The sequence below is a fragment of the Niastella sp. genome, assembly GCF_045805085.1.
In the GTDB taxonomy this organism is placed as follows: domain Bacteria; phylum Bacteroidota; class Bacteroidia; order Chitinophagales; family Chitinophagaceae; genus Niastella.
Window position 1 is genome coordinate 15,783 of the sequence record NZ_JBJMLX010000416.1, and the last position, 19,138, is coordinate 34,920.

Below are 19,138 nucleotides of genomic sequence, written 5' to 3' on the forward strand. Positions count from 1 at the left end.
AAATAAACTAGTCTTTCAACCCCAGGTATTGCTGTACCTGTTTGTAGTCGTTCCAGTTTGTTGAAGAACGGGCAGCCACAGCACCAGGAATGATCACATAGCGATATTGCCAAACTTTGGTATTGGGATCGCTTGATGAAGGGCGGGTGCCTACATTATAAGTTGATTCGATAAAAATTTTACCTGTTTGTACGATCGGGAATACAAAGAGGTCCTTTGCACCCAGGATCAAACCATTGTCCTGGTAAGGCAATGTCACAATACCGGCAGATGAGGCACTACCCAGGTTCCAGAAAACTTTTACTTCCCCTTTTTGGATAATACTGTCAACGATCTTTGGTGCATCGATGGAAGCTTCAAAAGACGTATCCACTGCATTGAAGGTTACATCGATCCAGGGCGAATAAATAACGTTGGCGCTTCCGGCTTTACCAGTGGCGCCTGTAGCACCGGCATCTCCTTTATCACCTTTGTCACCTTTGTCGCCGGCAGGGCCGGTATCTCCTTTTTTACAGGAAGTAACCAATAAAGCAACGAATAACACTACAATAGAAGAGCTCCTCAGGAACATGTGTTTCATAATCGAATTTTTGAGATTTTATTAAAATGTTTGATGATTACCTGATCAGGGCGACCCAACCGTTATAATTGCGGGTCACTGTTTTTATTATATAATAGAAAGTTCCTACCGGCAATGGCTTGCCTTTCCAGGTGCCATCCCAGGGAACACTATATTCATGACTGTTATATACCTGCTGCCCCCAGCGATTGAAGATCTCCACCGAACAATTGGTCACACCACGCAAACCGGCAATCTCCCAGGTATCATTCACGCCATCGCCATTCGGACTAAACACATTGGGGATCACCAGCACTTTATCGGGGATCACCATCATGAATTGACGCACGGCCGTATCTTCACAACCAATATCATTGATCGCATGTAAAGTGACCACATAGTTACCTGGTGCCTGGTAATGATGTGATGCGTTGGCAATGGTCTCAGTAGTATTATCACCGAAATCCCATTTATAGGTAGTGGCGCCATCACTGCCATTCACAAAAGAGAAAGTAGCTTCATGCAACTCAAGCGGTTTGTTGGCTGCGGGGTTTACCGTAAAAGCAGCATTCGGAAAATCTTTTACTGTTATCAGGTTTGTTTTGGTAAGGGAATCAGAACACTTCCCTTGCTCAACAGCAACCAGCTTTACCGTGTATACACCCGGATTGTTATAGGTGTTGGATGGATTGATGCTGGTAGACGTATTGCCATCCCCAAACTCCCACTTGTAGGCGTCACCGTTTTGTGTGTTGTTGGTGAAATTGACGACAAAGGGAAAACAGCCGGCCAATGCACCGGGCGTAAAATCCACCACCGGTTTTGGTGTCACATTAATTACTACAGATGGCGCATTCGACATACAGGCGCCGTTTTTTACCGTCAGGCTGATGAGGCCGTTCCTGTCATATTTCACCTTATAGGGACCAAAGCCACTACCCGACTGAACAGTTCCTCCACCCCAGCTCCAGGCAGCAGTAGCAGTGCCTGCTCCACTCCCTGTATACGTGGCGGTAATGGTTGAACCGGCACATACGGAAGATTCACTAACGGTAAAGGACGCATTTACCGGGGCGGAAATAACACCCGGGTTTGTTGTTATTGCCGACACGCAACCGTTTTCGGTTACCTGCAATTGCAGGTTATAATTTCCGGGATTGTTAAATAATATTGAGTAAGGGCCTTGTCCGCTCCCATTCTGCACCGTAGCTCCCGCAAAACCAAACCAGTTGTAGGTGGCGGTATTGGCGGCATTGCCGGTGTAGGTGATCGTTTGTGGTGTATTCAAACAAACATTGGCCGGCGTTATAGTAAAGGTGGAAACAGGCGTTGGTTTTAAAGTTACCGGAACTGAAGCCGATACAGTACACCCGTTCGCATCCATCCCACTCACCGTATAAGTGGTGGCTGCAACAGGCGTCACTGATACATTTGTACCGGTTACATTGCCGGGGTTCCAGGTATAGGATTGTAATGTTCCTCCTGAAGTGGTTACAGATAATGTTACCTGGTCTCCTGCACAAACCGCCGTTGGACTGGCCGCAGCGGTCAATACCGGCATGGGCGATGCAGGCACCGTTCCTGCATAGGTAACCTGGCAATTATCCCCTTCGGTTATGGTGCAGGTATAGTTACCGGGCGCCAGTTGGGTAGCCGTAGCCGTTTTTTGCACCGGGGTGGTGTTCCATGCATACGTATACGGACTGGTACCACCGGTTACAGTTAACCCAATACTACCATTGGCATTGGTACAGGTTGCCTGGGTAATAGCCGGCGTAACAACAGGCGGGGTATAACCAACACCAGATAACGCCAGGGCTACCAACCGGCCAAATGCCGTAGCACCATTTAAATAATTGATAGTAACTGATTGCAGTAATTTGTTCTTATTAATACAACTCAAAGGCAGATCGACCTGGTAGAACCGGGGATTCTGGGTGTTTACACCATCTGTTAGATACGTTCCCCCCGTTAACCGCGTTGTTCTACCGTAAGAACCATACACCGAACCATTGCCGTCGAACCAATCCTCTATAGTAAAGTTGCCGGCGTTATAGGTAGAGCCATCGGTGAAATTCAGCACTATATTAATGGTACTTGTTTTTTCCGTAGAGAATACCAACAGGTTAACCGCTTTATAACTGGCCGGTGTCGCCAGCGTAAAGTTACCCCAGGCCATGGTGTTAGGTTGAGCTGCAGCGGCCGACAAATACATGACGTTATTGACCGTGTAAGGTTGTAACTGCCAGGTTTTGGTACCTGATACTATGGTGCCATTCATCGGCAACCCGCCGCCCAAACCATTGATGGCTGCAAACAGCGTTGAATACATGATGTTGGTCGACAGGTCGAGCGAGGTGGTGGTCACTGCCGTTGCATCCGTACCGGTTTCAGCAATAGCATCCTGGTTAAAGCCGGTGATATTTATGGGCGTATAGGTTTGCGCCAGGGAACCGGTTGCAATAACCAACCCACCAAACAACAGGCCGATATGTAGTCCGATCTTACTCATTTTGCTTTGTTTAATGAATCATTGCGCATGCATTTCCCGGTTCAGGGTATAAGGGTTATTTCAATCAATGCAACAGGTTTACAGATCCCTTCCTGATGCTTTCTGAGCCGTTAGCCAGTTTTATTTTCATCACATAGAAGTATACGCCCATGGGTTGAACCTTTCCTTTTTGTTTGCCATCCCAGCCAGTATTGGCATCGTTGCCTTCATACAAGAGTTCTCCCCATTGATTGAATATTTTCATATTGATAGCCGAGATAGACATGCCGTAGGCGCGGAAGATCTCATTCCTGCCATCGCCATTGGGTGAAAAAGAATTGGGAATAAATACTTCATCGGTAAGTGTAGTGCCTTCCGCCTTGCCAATGGCGCTGTTGAGGCAGCTTTCAACACCTAATGCGATCACGCTGATAGTTATTTTTTCAACCGGCTGCAGGTTGATAATATTATGTGTTGTTCCCAGACTACCTGAGGTTGGGGTGATATATGGACTGCCATTTACCGACACGATATAACCGGTGGCGCCGGGAACGGGTTGCCAGCTAAAGCTGATGGTGCTGCTGGTAACCGATGCTACTGAAACCACAGGAGTCGCCAATGGGGCATTTATAGTTACTTTTTTAGTAGCTGAAGAAGTACAGCCGTTTACGCTTACCTGTAATTGTAAGGTATAGGTGCCACTGTTGGGAAATTGAATGCCATAGGGACCCGCACCGCTGCCATATTGCACTGTAGCGCCCGCAAAGGCATTCCAGTTAAAGGTGGCGCCGGCGGATGCATTGCCGGTATAGGTAACTATTTGCGGGGTATTCGGGCAAACCGCATCGGGATTCACGGTAAAAGAAGCCGTGGCCGCTGGTTTAACTGTTATTTCAACACTATCAACAGATGTACAGCCATACCTGTCTTCAGCGTTCACCAGGTATTTGGTGGTGACCGCAGGCGATACAACCACCGCGGAGCCGGTAATACCCCCGGGGTTCCAGGTATAGGTAGTTGGCGTATAATTCGATGTATCTGCATAGACGGTGGTAGGCATACCAGCACATACCTGCATACTGGTGGCTTTTGCATCTACCGGCGCTGGTGTTACCAGGGTTACAGTACCAGTATAGGGTCGTACACAACCGTTTGAATCTGTTACATCGCACGTGTAGGTACCTGCCGCCAGCCCTGCCGCAAATGGCGTTGTTTGCGCTGGTGTCGTATGCCAGGTATAAGTAAACGGTTTTACCCCACCAGTAACATTTAATAAAATATACCCATTATCGGCACTGCCGCAACGGGCCGGCAGTACAGTTGGTGTTATTGTATAAGGTTGAATTTGTTCGCCAGAGATGGCCAACACCAATGCCCGGGAACCGGTACCGGCGCTGGTATCGATCACGGTTACCGATTTCACCATCTTGTTTTGATTGGTACAGCTGGTGATAAAATCGTGATTAAAAAAGTTTGGCCAGGCGCCTGCCCCATCAACAGAAAAAGGCCCGGTGGTGTCGCGGCCGATACGGCCAGGGCCGGAATACATCACATTGGTGGTTCCCTGATACCAGTCGGCCAACGGTGCATTGGTGAGCGCCCGTTCACTGGTGCCATCTGTATAATTGATATCGATATTTAAACTGCTGGAACCTTCTGTTGAGAAAGCCAGCAGGGATAATCTTGCATAATAGCCGGGCTTAACAAAAGTGAGGGTTCCATCATTTCTGGTACTGTCAACCGTACCAAACCTCGACAAATACAACGCATTTTTGCCATCATAGGGCGCCATTTGATAGGTACGGTTCCCATTTACAATGGTGCCGTTATCAACCATACCGCCCGTTAACAAATTCGTAAGGGCAAATGCCTGGGTATACAACACGTGACGCGCCACCAGGGGACTACCATCGATCATGGTGGAAGTAGTAGCCAGCACACTTGTTCCAGACTCGGCCACAATATCATGATGATAGCCGGTTACCGCTATCGGAATATAAACGGGTTGCGCATAGCTACTTATTTTAATGATCAGCAAACCCAATAGCATACAGAATCGAATGCTGTTAGGGCTGAGGTCATTCCTGTGCTGTGTGTTCATCAGTAAAGGCTTTGCTTTTATTAATTATTTTCAAAATCGTTTTATATGCGGACCCCGATACTTCTATTTACGAATGATCTTCCTGGATACAGTATGATCACTATAAACCAATCTTACAACATATACCCCGCTGGCATAGCCGTTCAGGTTGAATTGATACAGGGTTGCCGGCGTATTGTTATTGATAACTTTCTCCGCTACTTTTTGACCGGTACTGTTCAGCACAATGATCGCCTTCAGGTTTACCGGGGTATTTATGAATTGTACAGCAAGCGGGCCACCTGTCGGATTTGGCGTAATCTGCCAGCCCTGTTTTTCCAGGTTGGCATTACTGCCTTTTGTATACAGGTTGATATCGTCCAGGTAAATATTATTTTCATTGCCGGTTGAATTGGCAAACGCGATCATCACCGGTCCTTTGTTGATCCAGGGAGTGAGGTTCACCGAATCCTTTCTCCATTCACTGGCGGTTGGAATAAATTCACTGGTAGTAAGGGCGCTGCGGGTAGCCAGGGCGCCGCCCCATTTCTTATACAAATTGGTAAAACTGTTACCGCAATCTGTACTAACCAGCACCTGCAGGGTGTCCCAATAGTTGAACAAGGTACCTGTAGCGGTTTTTATCGCAGCTGCCACCTGGAAGGTCAGGAAAGCAGAATCGCTATTGGCCAGCGTGATCTGCGGCATTCGCAGGTAATCTATTTGTCCGTTTTGAGTATAGTCATTGTTGCGCACCACTATAGCCCCATGGCCTGTTTTAGCTATGCCGGTCACTCGTTCCCAGGTATAGGAACCATCGGCATTGATTATCTCCCAGCCGGCTGCTGGAAATGTTTCCGATTCAAACCCTTCGGTCAATGGCGGCGCCAGAGCTGTGGGAAATACAAATGACTTGCTTAACGTATCATTCGCCGGTCCCAGATCAGCAGTACCGTTGGGTAAGGTCAATTGTATTTTGAGCGTATGAGAACCATTGCTCCCCGTTGTAATTGGATTTAAGGTAACAGCTGCGGTCGACAAACTGGCCAGCGATCCGGTCCATTGGGTTTGCACCGCGGGGCCATTGTCAACACTGGCATTGATCACCAGGGATGTCAATGGCAGGGCGCCGTAATTGCGAATGGTAATAGAAGGCTGGAATTTTGTATCGCACACGCGGTTTACCGGGTTATCGATGCTTACCATTTGCGCATCATTATCTTTCAGGGGCGATACCGCGCCATTGGAGGTAGTGAGCGATAACCGGTAACCATTCAGCGCAGCTTCCATCCTGGTTACCTGTTGCAGTGTGAACAGCGCCATACAACCATCGCTGCTGTAATCCATATAATTCTGATACATGATGCCAGGCGCTGCAGGCGAACAGGCATCTGTAACTACGCCACTGTGACAACCCGAAGAAGCATCTGACTGGTTCGGCGTGTCGTTTACATTATCACTGCCGGTACAGGCGCCATCATCATCGCCCCAGATATGGAACAAGAAAAAGTAATGCCCGCTTTCATGGGTAAGGGTACGACCATCATTATAACCAGCGAGTAAACCTCCTGGCAGGGTTGCACTGTACATAACAACCCCCTGTTCATCTGCGGATGAAGTACCGGGAAAAGTTGAATAGCCCAGTAACCCGCCACCCAGCGTACACACCCATACATTCATATACTTCGAGGAATTCCAGGCATTGGCTCCCCCCGTACTGGCATGCTTTACATAATTATTTGCCTGAGTAAAAGATTGCTGCGTAGTCACCACCCGCTCAATACCATTGGTAGGTTGATTGGCTGGTGTACGTTTGGCCAGCACAAACTGGATCTTTGATTTACCAAACAAGGGTTTGAATGCTGGCAAAATATTTACCGAATCGGCATTCAACCCGGCAAAATCCCTGTTCAACACCTTCATTTGATCTTCGATCATTTTATCCGTCACCTCATTGGGATCGGACAGCACAATATGAAATACCACCGGAATGTATACCGGTGTCGCTTCTACCCGGGCGCCTGGATCACTGGCCCGTTCAGCCGCCAGTTGTTGAATAAACAGTTTGTCGTTTTCATATCTCGCGCGCAGGGTCTCGTCTTTTTCAAGGGAACGTTGCAGCACCTCCATGGTTGCACATCGCTTAACAGGCATTTGTTGCCCAATTGCACGGATAAAAAATCCCTGCAATAAAACCAGCACCGCTACACAACCATATTTCTTTAAAAACATCGTTTATTAATTTCTTTTAGCTAATGAATTTTTACCAAACATTTCTCGGACATCCATCGTCGTATTTATTGCCGATGATAAACCCAATTACAAGCTCATGCGTACCATGACTATACTGGTTCAGGGCGGTGGTAGAATAATCATAGGAGTATCCCACCTGCACTCTGTTCGATACATTGATGCCCACCATGCCGGCAAACCCATATTTCATGCGGTAGCTGGCGCCCAACCATAAAAAATCCTGGTATTGCAGTTTGGCGTTTACATCTACCTGCACCGGCAATGGATTGATGTATTTCACCAACACAGAGGGAATAAAATTGAGATCTTCATTCAATAAAAAACGGTAGCCGGTTGTAGCGAACACATGAGGAAGTAACCGGCCACCGCTTTGTTTCACCGTATTTTCTACAAAATCAATTTTCTGCGGAACGATCTGTTGAGCGGATAACCCAACAAAATAATCGGCTGAATACAGGTATAATCCGGCGCTGAAATCAGGGTTGAATTTGTTGAGCGTTCCGCTGTTATACACAGCCGGATCAACCGGTACAGCAAATTGCAGCTTATCAGTATGCAGTCCTACCCGGGAAAACCCGGCGCCAAAACCAGCGGCAATGCTTGTACGCGGACTGATACCAATATGATAAGCATAGGTAACATACCCAGAGAATGTAGCAAGCGGCCCGGCCTGGTCATTGATGATCTGCAACCCAATACCATGGTGCGGTTCTGCCGAAGTATATTCTTCCCAATACCGCTCCCCTCTTGGGTTTTCACCCGGCATTGCAAAAGAAGTGGGCGTGGTGCGATAATCTTTTTTACCTAATGGCGTATGAACCGTGAGATAGGTAGTAACCGGCGCGCCATCGATACCCGCCCATTGATGCCGGTGACTCAACTTGATATCCGTATAATTCTCAATACCGGTTAATGCCGGATTCAGAATATACTGATTCAGGATGTATTGGGTGTAGTGCGGTTTTTGTTGTGCATTTAGTTTCAAACAGACCACAGCTAAACCAAGCGTCAATATCTTTTTCATGTGCATTTGTTTTTTCGGCAATCGGCAGTTTTAGCCTCGTCAACTCGTCAACTGATCAACTATTTACTCAACACCTTAAACTCCGTACGCCTGTTCTTCTGTCTACCGTCAGGATCATCACTACCATCTTCATGTTTATTAGGAGCGACAGGCATGGAGGCGCCATAACCCTTGCTTTGCAAACGGCTTTTATCAATGCCTTTGCTTATCAAATAATCCACCACTGTTTTGGCACGGGCTTCGGATAAGTCCATGTTATATTTATCCTCCCCCTTGCTATCTGTATGCGCCCTGATCTCTATCACCAGGGTGGGATATTGATTCAGCGAAGCAACCAGTCTGTCCAGTGCAGGGAATGACTCCTTTTGCAGACTTGACTTATCAAAATCGTAGTACACATTTTCCATCACGATCACTGCTTCCACTTTTGGTTCTTCTTTAAGCAGCGGAATAACAGGAAGAGGCACACTGTCTTTTTTCACCACCTCAACGGGTTTGTAGGTAAGCGTAAACAATTCCAGGCAGCATTCTGCAGAACGGTCAGAGCTTAACAATACATCCTGCAACAAATTCTTTTCGCTGCCGCGGCTGGCAAAATAGATATCGTCTTTTATGGAGTTAACCGGGTAGCCGAAGTTCACCGGCTCGGCCCAGGCATCAAACGTTCCTTTGGTGTAAAAGAAATCAAAACCACCCATGCCCACCCGGCCATTACAGGAGAATACCAAGGTGCCGGAGGCATCGTGATAATAAGGAGCCTGTTCATCTTTGATAGTATTGATCGTACTGCCCAGGTTCACCGCTTTCTCCGGTTTACCGGTGGCATCCAATGTAGCATACCACAGATCAAATCCACCCATGCCTCCTGGTCTATCGCTGGCGAATAATAAAGATTTGCCATCGGCCAGCATAAATGGTTGCTGGGCGTTATAACCGGGCGTGTTCACCATTGTATCCATTAATACCGGTTCGCCCCAGCCCTTATCTTGTTTTTTGCTTACATAAATGGCCGATGTTTTCTTTCCCCCAACAATCAACCAGCGTGTCAGGAACAAGGTGTTGCCATCCGGTGAAAGACTGGCGACACCCTGGTGGATTCCTACGCTTTGTGGTAACTCCAACCTGGTAACCTCCTTAACTGCATCATTATCGTAAACCGCTTCATACAGGCGGTTAAAAAAGGGTTTGTTCTTTAGGGAATCTTCTACCCGGGTAGAAGTAAAAAGCAGGGTATTTTTATTCAACCATACCGGTGCGTAATTGGCGCCGCCGGGATTGATGGCCGGGCCTTGCTTTTCTACCGTATATAATGACAGATCGATACGCTTTAACTGCTCCCTGATAAAATGCAGGTTCAGCACTTCGCTTTTGGCGGAATTGGCATACCCATCTTCGGTTTTATAATTGTCCAGGAAACCCTGAAAGGTCTTTTCCGCTTCATCGTATTTACCCAATGCCCGTAAAGTGGCGGCATAATAATACTGCGCCAATGGCAGCTGACTGTTGTTGTAACTAACCGCCTGTTCATAATACGTAACCGCTTTCACCGGGAAGTTCAACAACCGGTAGCTTTCGGCCAGGTTGTATACGGCCTGTTGTGAATTGGGGATGGCGGCTTTCCCTTTTTCCGCTACTGGTTTTACATTATATGGATTGTATTCGTCTGGTTTTTTCTTTGTGTCTTTTGAGCTCAGGTATTTTTCATAATACCGGGCGGCAGAATAATAGTCGCCTTTTTTATAGTACGTATCAGCAGCCTTCAGATAATCTGTTACAAACTGGCCCCGGGCTCCGATGAAACCGGGCACTATAAGCAGTATAAGAATTATTTTTTTCATCACAGTATTTTCGTGAATGGTCAATGGTGAATGGTCAATACGTTCCCTGCCTTAAAGATTCTTCACAATAGCTTCCTCGCGAAGCTCAACCGCCCTTACAATCGCGGACAGATGAAATGTTCTTCAGGCGTCTTGATCTTTTTCCTGCCCGTAATGGAAAGTGAGAGCTCAAAACTGTTGCTGCCATGAGCCATTTTGCCCAGCTCTGATGTATTAACATCGTAGCTAAGGCCCAGCACCATGTTATTGTGCGTAAAACCAACAAATGGTGAGATGGCATCATTAATGCGATAGTTAGCGCCGAGCATTACATCTGTGCCAGGGGCCGCATTCAACTGTACATAAGCGCCGGCCATTTTCTCCTCTGCAGTTCCCTGCTTTGTATACAACACATTCGGGGTAACACTGAACACCTCCGATAAAGTAAGGCGCACACCTGCGTGACCGGTATACCGCATCGGTAATTGCGCATTGGCATTACTGCTGAAATAATCTTTTGGTTTGGTAAGATGCGACACGGAGAACCCGGCATACACATTGGCCATTTTGCCCGGCGTAGCATCAAAATAGAGCACACCGGCGCCGGCATCGAAAGAGGTTGTTTTTGTTTTATTGAAACCATCGGTGGAGGAACCGGGGTTAAAACCGGTAATAGGGTCCCATTGATCACCGAATGTGAACTTGGAGGCATTGAATCCACGCCGGATCATCCCCAGCTGTAAACCCATTACGATGTGATGGTTCTCATTGGGGCCGAAACGTACTCCTGTATAGGCTATATTGGCATAAGCAGTCGTATAATAATAACCACCATCCCCGGCAGTCTGGTTCAGCAGGTTGAGGCCCAGGTTCACATTATTATTGGTAACTATCTCACCGCCTAACCCAACCGTAGAAAAGGGTTTGCTGATATTGCCCCATTGATTACGGTAAATACCTGAAATGCGGTAATCCCCATCGAAGGCGCCGGTAAGCGCCGGATTCAACCAGGAGGGATACACGTAATACTGCGTAAAATGCGGGTCTACCTGCGCCCGCAATGCCTGGGCCCCGGTGATAAACAGTAACAGCGTCAATAACCGGCTGATAAATGGTGCTCTCATAGCAGTTTAATTTTGTAGTTTTTTACATCACAAAAATGGTTTTCACAGGGCCGTATACATGGGGTGGTTTTTCTTCTTAATATGTTTTTAATGGCAAACAATCGTTGTTATTAATATTGCCAGGAGATCCAGGCCTTTCCATCTTTTGCACTCACCATGTCGTAGTGAGTAGAATCGATACGCACCAGGTAATACCCGCTGGCATCGGTGAACTGGATAGCTGTTTTATATACCGGGATTGAATCTGCCGTTGGTACTGTACCCAGCGTACCAAAATAAGAGAATGATACACGGCCATCACCGGTGAAATTTGGTGGTCGGTAAGCAATACCGTAGGGTAATGACAAAGCATTGTTCACCACTTTTACCGTACCCGCCAGGTCATAGGCAATACCTGATTGGGTGCCACGTTGCGGCTGGTACATCAGGAAATAAAAATTGGCTGTCTTTGTAATGCCATAGGCATCATCAACACCATTCACATGAAAACCTTTGGGGGAGATCCAGTAACCATCCTGATCGAGCGCATACTGCCACCAGCGCTGCGGCGCATCCGGATCAATGTTTATTGGCTCAACGGCGCCTACAATAGAAGAAGCCGTACCATTTATTGTAAATGACATCGTAGGACCTGTGCCACTCCAACTGATATTATTCAACGATGAAATTACATTGGCGCCAGCTACAATAGCCGGTGACAAGACAATACCATCCGTGGTATAATAATAACCGGTGGTAACTGAATGTACCGCACCTTTATCATCCACCCAGGTAAGGGTGACGGTACGCGTTGTTTGATCCACCTTTATCTCATATTGTGAACTACCAATTACCAGTCGTTTGAAATAGGTGGTGTATTTGCTGATGTTGGCAAACAGCCGGTTTGAATATTTCTTATCATAATAACTCTGCATCTCCGCCTGCGTGGCTTTTACCAGGAAGGCCTTGCTTTTATTAAAGCGGCCGGTCAGCTTTACAGAATCTTTTGCCATGCTATCGATGGCAAATTCAAAATCAGAGCCCAACCCGGCGCCATAATCACCGCCATTCACGCTGCCATCAGGATCGGCCAGCACATGTACATAAGAATAGGTATCGAAGATCAACGAAGGTTGTTGTAATGCTTTCAACCGGTAACTGGCCGTCATGGGCGTAACAGCCGAAGCGGCATCAAAATCAGAGAACATTTCCACGCGGTTGCTGTCGTTGAATTTAAAGTAAAAGGCTACTACCCCACCCTTTAACCCTGCGGGGTAGATAAAACCTTTCCAACCGTATGGAGCACCTGTCAATGCTTTTTGATCTGCAGCCAGCGTTTCATTCAGCCGTTCATCGATTGATTTATCGAAAACTTTATCTTCTTTTTTATTACAGCTATTGAAAGCTATTGCTGCCAGTACTATATATGATGCTATTCTTTTCATTGTTGCTTACTTGATTAATTTTTCAACTTGTGCACGCACGCGGGTTTGAAGGCTATAGAAATTAATGCCCCAGGTATCCTTGAAATAATTAACTACGATGGCTTCCTTCTGACGCAACTTATTCACCGCCTGGGCCTGGGTAACATTATTAGCACTGGTGCCTGGTGGAATGCGGTTCACGATGGCGTCAAAACCGCCTTTTCCTTCTATCAGCATCATGGCGATCATTTCTACAAAATCCTCATCGGGCGCCGATTCCGCATAAGCCGTCACAAACCCGTCCTTATTGGCATTGGCGTCTGAGACGTTATTCCAGTTCGAGGTATAGAAGCCCACGGTAATAGATTTGAAATCCTGCGGGTACATAATGGTCTGGTGAAGAATATGCCCGAACTCGTGTTCAATGGTGTGGAACATTTGTTTGATATTGAAAGAGTCGGAAGGCTTGTAATCCGGGCTGCCCTTTATCCTGAAATCATTCAGCACATACAAAACCACTTTTCTTCCACCCTCGGCTGTTCCCAGGGTGATAGTACCATCGGTATTCCAGCTGGCGCTGCCGGCCAGCGCAAAGAACTTGGGCACATATTTTTTCATGAACATCGAATCTTTTTCGGCGATGTACGTATCGAGCCACACTTTCTTTATGGAACTTAATACCGGGATGATCTTATCTTCTTTTGGCGGCACCAGTGTTTTGTTCAGGCTCAATTCAAACTGGTCCCATTTATACTTTACGGCTATATTGAAGGGTATGGTTAAACTATCATTGATCCATTTGTCTATTGGAGTTGCCCCCCAGGTGTCGCCGCCGAGACCGGGAATGCTGTCTACCTTATCAAGCGAGTCCTTTTTGCAGGCCGCCAGCGATGCAATAAGGCAGAAAAAGAAGACTATTTTTTGCGTATGGTTCACCAGGAAATTTTTTACATGTTTAAGTCTTTCCAACAAGGGTACTAACCAACGGGGCACCCTGTTATCCATGATCAGCTCGTCGTACGATGGGTACATGTGTTTCCAGCCGCGGGCAAAAGTGATAGGTATTACTTTGGCTATGGGTTGCTTGTTGGTTTGTATTTTGCTCATCATTGCTGGGTTTAACGTGGGTTTAATTCTACACCGGATAATTTTGCCGACTCAGGTATTTGAAACACGCGGCGTTTGTCATTTGCTTCAAGCACCATTTTTTGTCCGTCTGTAGTGGTGTGGGTAACCGGCAGGTTATAGCGCAACAGATCGAACCAGCGCATGCCTTCCTGTACAAACTCTGCCCTTTTAAAATCGAGCAGCGTGGCCAGGGTGGCCTGCCGTTCATCACCGCCATAATAATTCTGCATCTTACTGGTGGTAATCGTGTTACTGGCCGGATCGTAATTGAATATGCGGGTGGAGGCATAGTCATTGAGGTCCTGTACCGCTGCCGGAATATTATTCAGGTAGATGTTGGCTTCAATCCGGTTAAACAACACTTCTTCCGCCGTGAACAGGGGCACCATTACATAACCTACACCAATGGTTGCGTTTACTGATACCCGAACAAAATATTCGTTGATCTTTGGTATCATATAGTTGTTGGTACCCAGTGTATAGGATTGCCGGGTAAAGGCATATGTACCACCGGTAACATTGGAACTCAGGATCTCCGCTTTTTTATTAGCATCCATGGCATACCGCTCGCTGAAATAATTTCTTGCCCACCAACTGGCAGTTTCCACCAGCAACAGGTTAGCCGGCTCCGAAGCTTTTGCATACCGGGCCCAGAGTTCATTATAGGTGAGTGTTAAATACGTGCTGTTCCATGGGCGTAAAATGGCCGTAACATTACTACCGGGAAACACCGCATTGGCATAACTGAGCGACTTTGCATACTCCTGTTTGTACAGATAAAAACGGGCGGCAAATGCATTGGCGGCAGCTTTGGTAAAATGATAACGGGGAACAGTATAGCGGGTATCATCCAGCAGGGGCAAACCGGCCAGCAGGTCCTTCTCGATCATCTCATACACATAGCTTACCGTTTTACGGGTATATTTCTGAAACACTACTTTCTCGGGCGTGAGCACATAAGGAATACCCAGATCTGTTTTAGCGCTATTGGGATCATAGGTTTTTGCAAATAAAGTAACCAGCATAAAATGCGCATAGGCACGGCATAACAACGCTTCGCCTTTTTGCGAAGAATAGTTCGCTGTATCAGGCGCTTTAAAACAAGACTCTAAAGCCTGGTTGGCGGCAGAAATAGCCGAATAACAGGCGTTCCAGTATCCCTCCGGCGAGTCCTGTGAATTCTCGGTTACGTCCTTGAAAAAGTAAGGTTGTACTGTGGTAAGGTCCTGGCCGCCGGCCCCTTTATCATTTACGTTATCTGAAATAGATTCGGTAAAAGCCATGTAATTACTCTGCGGGTAGGCAGTGGCCAGCAACTGGCTTACCTGCTCCGGCGATTCGAGGGCCGCCCGGTTATCGGGGTTCTTTCCTAAAAACTTTTTGCACCCCGTTATTCCAAATAATAATATGAATGCTGTATATGATAATGTCCTTTGCATAATTCAAGTTTCTGTTACAAGTTTCAGGTTACCAGTTGCCGTGTTTCTGGCTGCCGCGACGAGGCTTTTGCCTTCTGCCCTCTGCCTTTAAAATCCAACTTTCAATGATAAAGTGAGCTGCTTTTGCACCGGCTGCGCTACGCCCCCGGAATTAAAGAACTCAGGGTCTTGTCCACGAAGTTTTTCATCGCTATATATTAACCAGGGGTTGGTAGCAACAGCAGCTACACTTGCACTGGCCAATCCAAAACGGTTCGCCATTGTATTGGGCAGCATGTATGCCAGCGATACGGTTTTCAATCGTACCAGGTCGCCTTTGGCTACCCGTTGTGTTGAATAGTTATAGTTGTTATAAGGATAGGCACCGTTTAACTGTGACTGGGCAAACGCATCCAGTATCGAGGGAACATTGGTATACTTTTCATCACCAGGCATACCCCAGCGATCGTAAAATTCTCTGGGCATGGCATCCAGATCGGAGTAACTGGTTTTGAAAGCCGGGTACAACCGTATTCTGTTACCAACCTGGTAAGTAACAAACACATTCAGTGAAAATGCCTTATAGCTAAAGGTGTTTGAAAAACCGCCAGTGATGGTAGGATCAACCGGGCCTTCATATTTCAAATTACCAGTTGACTCCGACTGCATGTAAACGGTTGAACTGGTTTTGCCTTCATCATCAACAAACTGCGGATAACCAGAGAAAGGTTCCAGCCCTTTGTATTTTAAAGAAAACAAACTGCGAACGGGATAGCCTTCTTTATTGCCACCTTCTGCGCCTACCAGGCTAAAGATGTTGGGCGAATTTTTCGCATTGGTGATCTTCGTAGTATTATAACCAAAGGTCAAAGTTGTTTTCCAGCCCCAGTTCCTTTGATGGATGATCTGTCCGCTTACCAGTACTTCCAGGCCCCTTGAATCCATATCGGCGTAATTGGCCGCTTTATACGCTTCCCCACCGATACCGGAAGTTTTGACGTTGCTGATAAGGTCAAAACTTTTTCGCTGATACACGTCAAGGCTCACGTTCATGCGTTTGTTCAGAAAGCCGGCATCAACACCCAGGTTGGTGGTATATAATTTCTCCCAGGTCAAATCACTGTTCTCCAGATTAATCAGCTGGATCACCGACTCGGTTTCGTTTGCATAAGGCCGGTTGGAAGTAGCATTCTTCAATACAATGCTCGAGTTGGTGGCAGGCCCCATACTGGCAGTTAATCCATACGTACCACGCACGGTCATAAAATCAACAAAGGGATAATTCTGCATAAACGGTTCCCTGTCTACATTCCAGGAACCGGCTACACTCCAGGTAGGCAGCCAGCGGGCTTTTGATGATTGTCCCAACCGGTTGCTGCCATCGTAGCGTACTGTACCGGTGAAATTATATTTTGAATCATAGGTATAGGTGCCTGATGCATACATTGCCACAAACCGATCGTATTCTTTACTCATTTCATAATAAGGAAAATTCGACTCGATCGTTTGTTTCAAAATTTTGTAATTGACGAACGGCACCCCGCCATTATCATACTGATATCCATAACCGGTATTGGAGAAATGTTGTCTGTCGGCATATTTTATCTGCTGACCAACCAATGTATTAACAGCGTGTTTGCTGCCAATGTTTTTTGTATAGTTCAAACTGTTCCTGACATCAAAGTTCACCAGGCCGTCTTCGGCACGATTGTAGAAACCTCCATAGGGCAACACTACCTCCGGTAAAGCTTCGGGATTGTCGGGATCGCGGTACAGGAATTTATTGTTATTTCTGATAGTGGATGTTTGATCGGCCCGGTAGGCATTCGCCATATTTGAATGCTCGGTGATCTGGTGCTCACGGGTACTCTTTACATACCGCATAGCGCCTACAAACTCATAGCGGAAATCCTTTGCAAACTTGTAAGCCAGGTCTCCCTGTAACCGCAGATCAATGATATTCAGATCGAGGTAGTTGTTTTTTAACTCGTTCAGGATATTGAAATCGGCAAAATTCCTTCGGAAATATTCCAGGTTACCTTTTTCGTCATAAGCGGTAAGGGTTCTACTGGTATTCAGCGCATAGCTGAACGGGTTGATATCAAAATCACGATCATACTTCCCTTCTACGGGATTGCCACTACGGGTAAGCGAGCCAGGCGCTTTTTGCTGACGAACAGAACCCACGGTAGCGAATCCGCCGCTCAGTTTATCGTTGAACTTATAGTTATTACGATAGTTCAGGGTATAGCGGCTTACTTTGTCGGCGATCGTCCAGCCATTATCGCCGTAATAACTGGTAGAAAAATAGGACTGGGTTTTATCAGTACCGGATGAGATGGCAAGAGAATGCTCCTGCATAAAATTATTCCGGAATAACAGGTCGAACCAGTCGGTATTGGCATTGGCATACCGCAACAGGAATGATTCAATGTTTGCCGGTGAATTCTTCAGCACGAAATTGCCCCTGGCATCCATCTCGTTCAGCTTCGAATACATTTTACCAAACACGCCTATATCACCTCTGTCAAGAATGTCGGAAGTTAGGATCCCCTTCCGGTACAGTTCCCCCAGCACCGACATCTGCTGGGCCGAATTCATAATATTGTAATCGTTGTAAGTTGGTTTAAACTGGGTGCTGTAGTTACCTGTATAGTTTACAGATGTTCTACCCGCCCGGCCTTTTTTGGTAGTAATTACCACTACCCCGTTCATGGCCCGGGCGCCGTATAAGGCGGTTGCAGCGGCATCTTTCAGAATATCGAAGCTTTCGATATCGTTGGCGTTCAAACCGGCTACAGCAGACCCTAACAGCGTGGTAGGATCACCGCTCGACAACTGGTCGTTTGAAATGTTCACAATGTCTTCCAGCACCACGCCATCTACCACCCACAACGGTTTGTTATCACCATTGATAGAAGTGGCGCCGCGGATCCGCACTTTAGGCGCTGCACCAAAGGTGCCTGACACGTTTTGTACCGATACCCCGGCTGCACGGCCTTCCAGCATGCGGCTCACATCGGTAGTGCCATCCATTTTTATATCATCCATCTTCAGTCGTACGGACGAACCGGAAAACTTTTTCTTATCAACATTCTGATAACCGGTCACCACCACCTGGTCCATACTGGTGGCTTCTTCTTTTAGTTTTAATTTAATAAAACCATCCTTGTAGTTACTCACTTTTACTTCTTCGGTGCCATATCCTGTAACTGAGAATACCAGCACCGCGTCGCTGCTGATATTTTTCAATTCAAACTCTCCTTTCTCATTCGTGGCCACACCCCGGTTGGAGCCTTTTACGAGGATCGAAACACCTGCCAGGGGCACCTCCTTTTCGGAGGTCACCACTCCCTTTACGGTTATTTCATTCATCGAGTGCGTGGGTTCGCCAGGTGACGCAGAAACCTGCCGCACCGGTACGTTGTTTTCGGGCCGCACAATGATGCGGTCATCTACCACGATCCAGGATAGTGCATAGGGAGACAATATTTTCTTCAGCACATCGCCTACAGTTTGCCTGCGTGCTGAGATACTTACTTTATTCTTCAGCAATACGTCATTATTGGTATGAACAAAATATACTTTTGCCGTGCTGCCGATCTTATCCAGCGCATCTTTCAATACCACATTCTTTAATTCAATTGAGATGATCTTATCCAGCACATTCTGTCTTTTCTTCGCATTCACGCCACCAGCCATCAGCTGGGCGGTTGCGCCACATAGTAGCAGCATCAGGAGCCATAGGGTCTTTAGCCTTTTTCCGGCAGGGCAATAAGATGCATGTGGTATTGTTCTGTACATACCGTTTCTGGGTTAATATTTGATAATAAAGCTTCTA

11 protein-coding genes are annotated in these 19,138 nt (G+C 46.8%); all 11 read right to left on the minus strand.

Annotation, left to right across the window (positions count from 1 at the left end):
- Positions 1-7 precede the first annotated feature (7 nt).
- On the minus strand, positions 8-580 hold the full coding sequence (locus ACJ751_RS21610; protein ID WP_407747602.1) for a hypothetical protein: 573 nt from the start codon (positions 578-580) through the stop codon (positions 8-10).
- Between the two features lie 37 nt (positions 581-617).
- Positions 618-3,071: a PKD domain-containing protein gene (locus tag ACJ751_RS21615; RefSeq protein ID WP_407747603.1), complete on the minus strand. Its 2,454-nt coding sequence runs from the start codon at positions 3,069-3,071 to the stop codon at positions 618-620.
- A gap of 64 nt (positions 3,072-3,135) precedes the next feature.
- Complete coding sequence (locus ACJ751_RS21620; RefSeq protein WP_407747604.1) at positions 3,136-5,151, minus strand: gliding motility-associated C-terminal domain-containing protein; 2,016 nt, start codon at positions 5,149-5,151, stop codon at positions 3,136-3,138.
- 63 nt (positions 5,152-5,214) lie between these two features.
- Positions 5,215-7,362 carry a M43 family zinc metalloprotease gene (locus ACJ751_RS21625; protein ID WP_407747605.1) on the minus strand — a complete coding sequence of 716 codons (2,148 nt, stop codon included), beginning with the start codon at positions 7,360-7,362 and terminating at the stop codon, positions 5,215-5,217.
- A 31-nt stretch (positions 7,363-7,393) separates the two neighbouring features.
- Complete coding sequence (locus tag ACJ751_RS21630; RefSeq protein ID WP_407747606.1) at positions 7,394-8,407, minus strand: type IX secretion system membrane protein PorP/SprF; 1,014 nt, start codon at positions 8,405-8,407, stop codon at positions 7,394-7,396.
- A 59-nt stretch (positions 8,408-8,466) separates the two neighbouring features.
- Entirely contained in the window at positions 8,467-10,245 is a 1,779-nt protein-coding gene (locus tag ACJ751_RS21635; RefSeq protein ID WP_407747607.1) for an OmpA family protein, read from the minus strand.
- A 95-nt stretch (positions 10,246-10,340) separates the two neighbouring features.
- The gene (locus ACJ751_RS21640; protein WP_407747608.1) at positions 10,341-11,348 is read right to left on the minus strand and encodes a PorP/SprF family type IX secretion system membrane protein; all 1,008 of its coding nucleotides are present in this window, start codon (positions 11,346-11,348) and stop codon (positions 10,341-10,343) included.
- 110 nt (positions 11,349-11,458) lie between these two features.
- Positions 11,459-12,772, minus strand: coding sequence for a DUF4302 domain-containing protein (locus ACJ751_RS21645; protein WP_407747609.1), 1,314 nt, complete (start codon positions 12,770-12,772; stop codon positions 11,459-11,461).
- A 6-nt stretch (positions 12,773-12,778) separates the two neighbouring features.
- Complete coding sequence (locus tag ACJ751_RS21650; RefSeq protein ID WP_407747610.1) at positions 12,779-13,858, minus strand: putative zinc-binding metallopeptidase; 1,080 nt, start codon at positions 13,856-13,858, stop codon at positions 12,779-12,781.
- 11 nt (positions 13,859-13,869) lie between these two features.
- Positions 13,870-15,318, minus strand: coding sequence for a RagB/SusD family nutrient uptake outer membrane protein (locus ACJ751_RS21655; RefSeq protein WP_407747611.1), 1,449 nt, complete (start codon positions 15,316-15,318; stop codon positions 13,870-13,872).
- 87 nt (positions 15,319-15,405) lie between these two features.
- Positions 15,406-19,101: a SusC/RagA family TonB-linked outer membrane protein gene (locus ACJ751_RS21660; RefSeq protein WP_407747612.1), complete on the minus strand. Its 3,696-nt coding sequence runs from the start codon at positions 19,099-19,101 to the stop codon at positions 15,406-15,408.
- Positions 19,102-19,138: the final 37 nt, after the last annotated feature.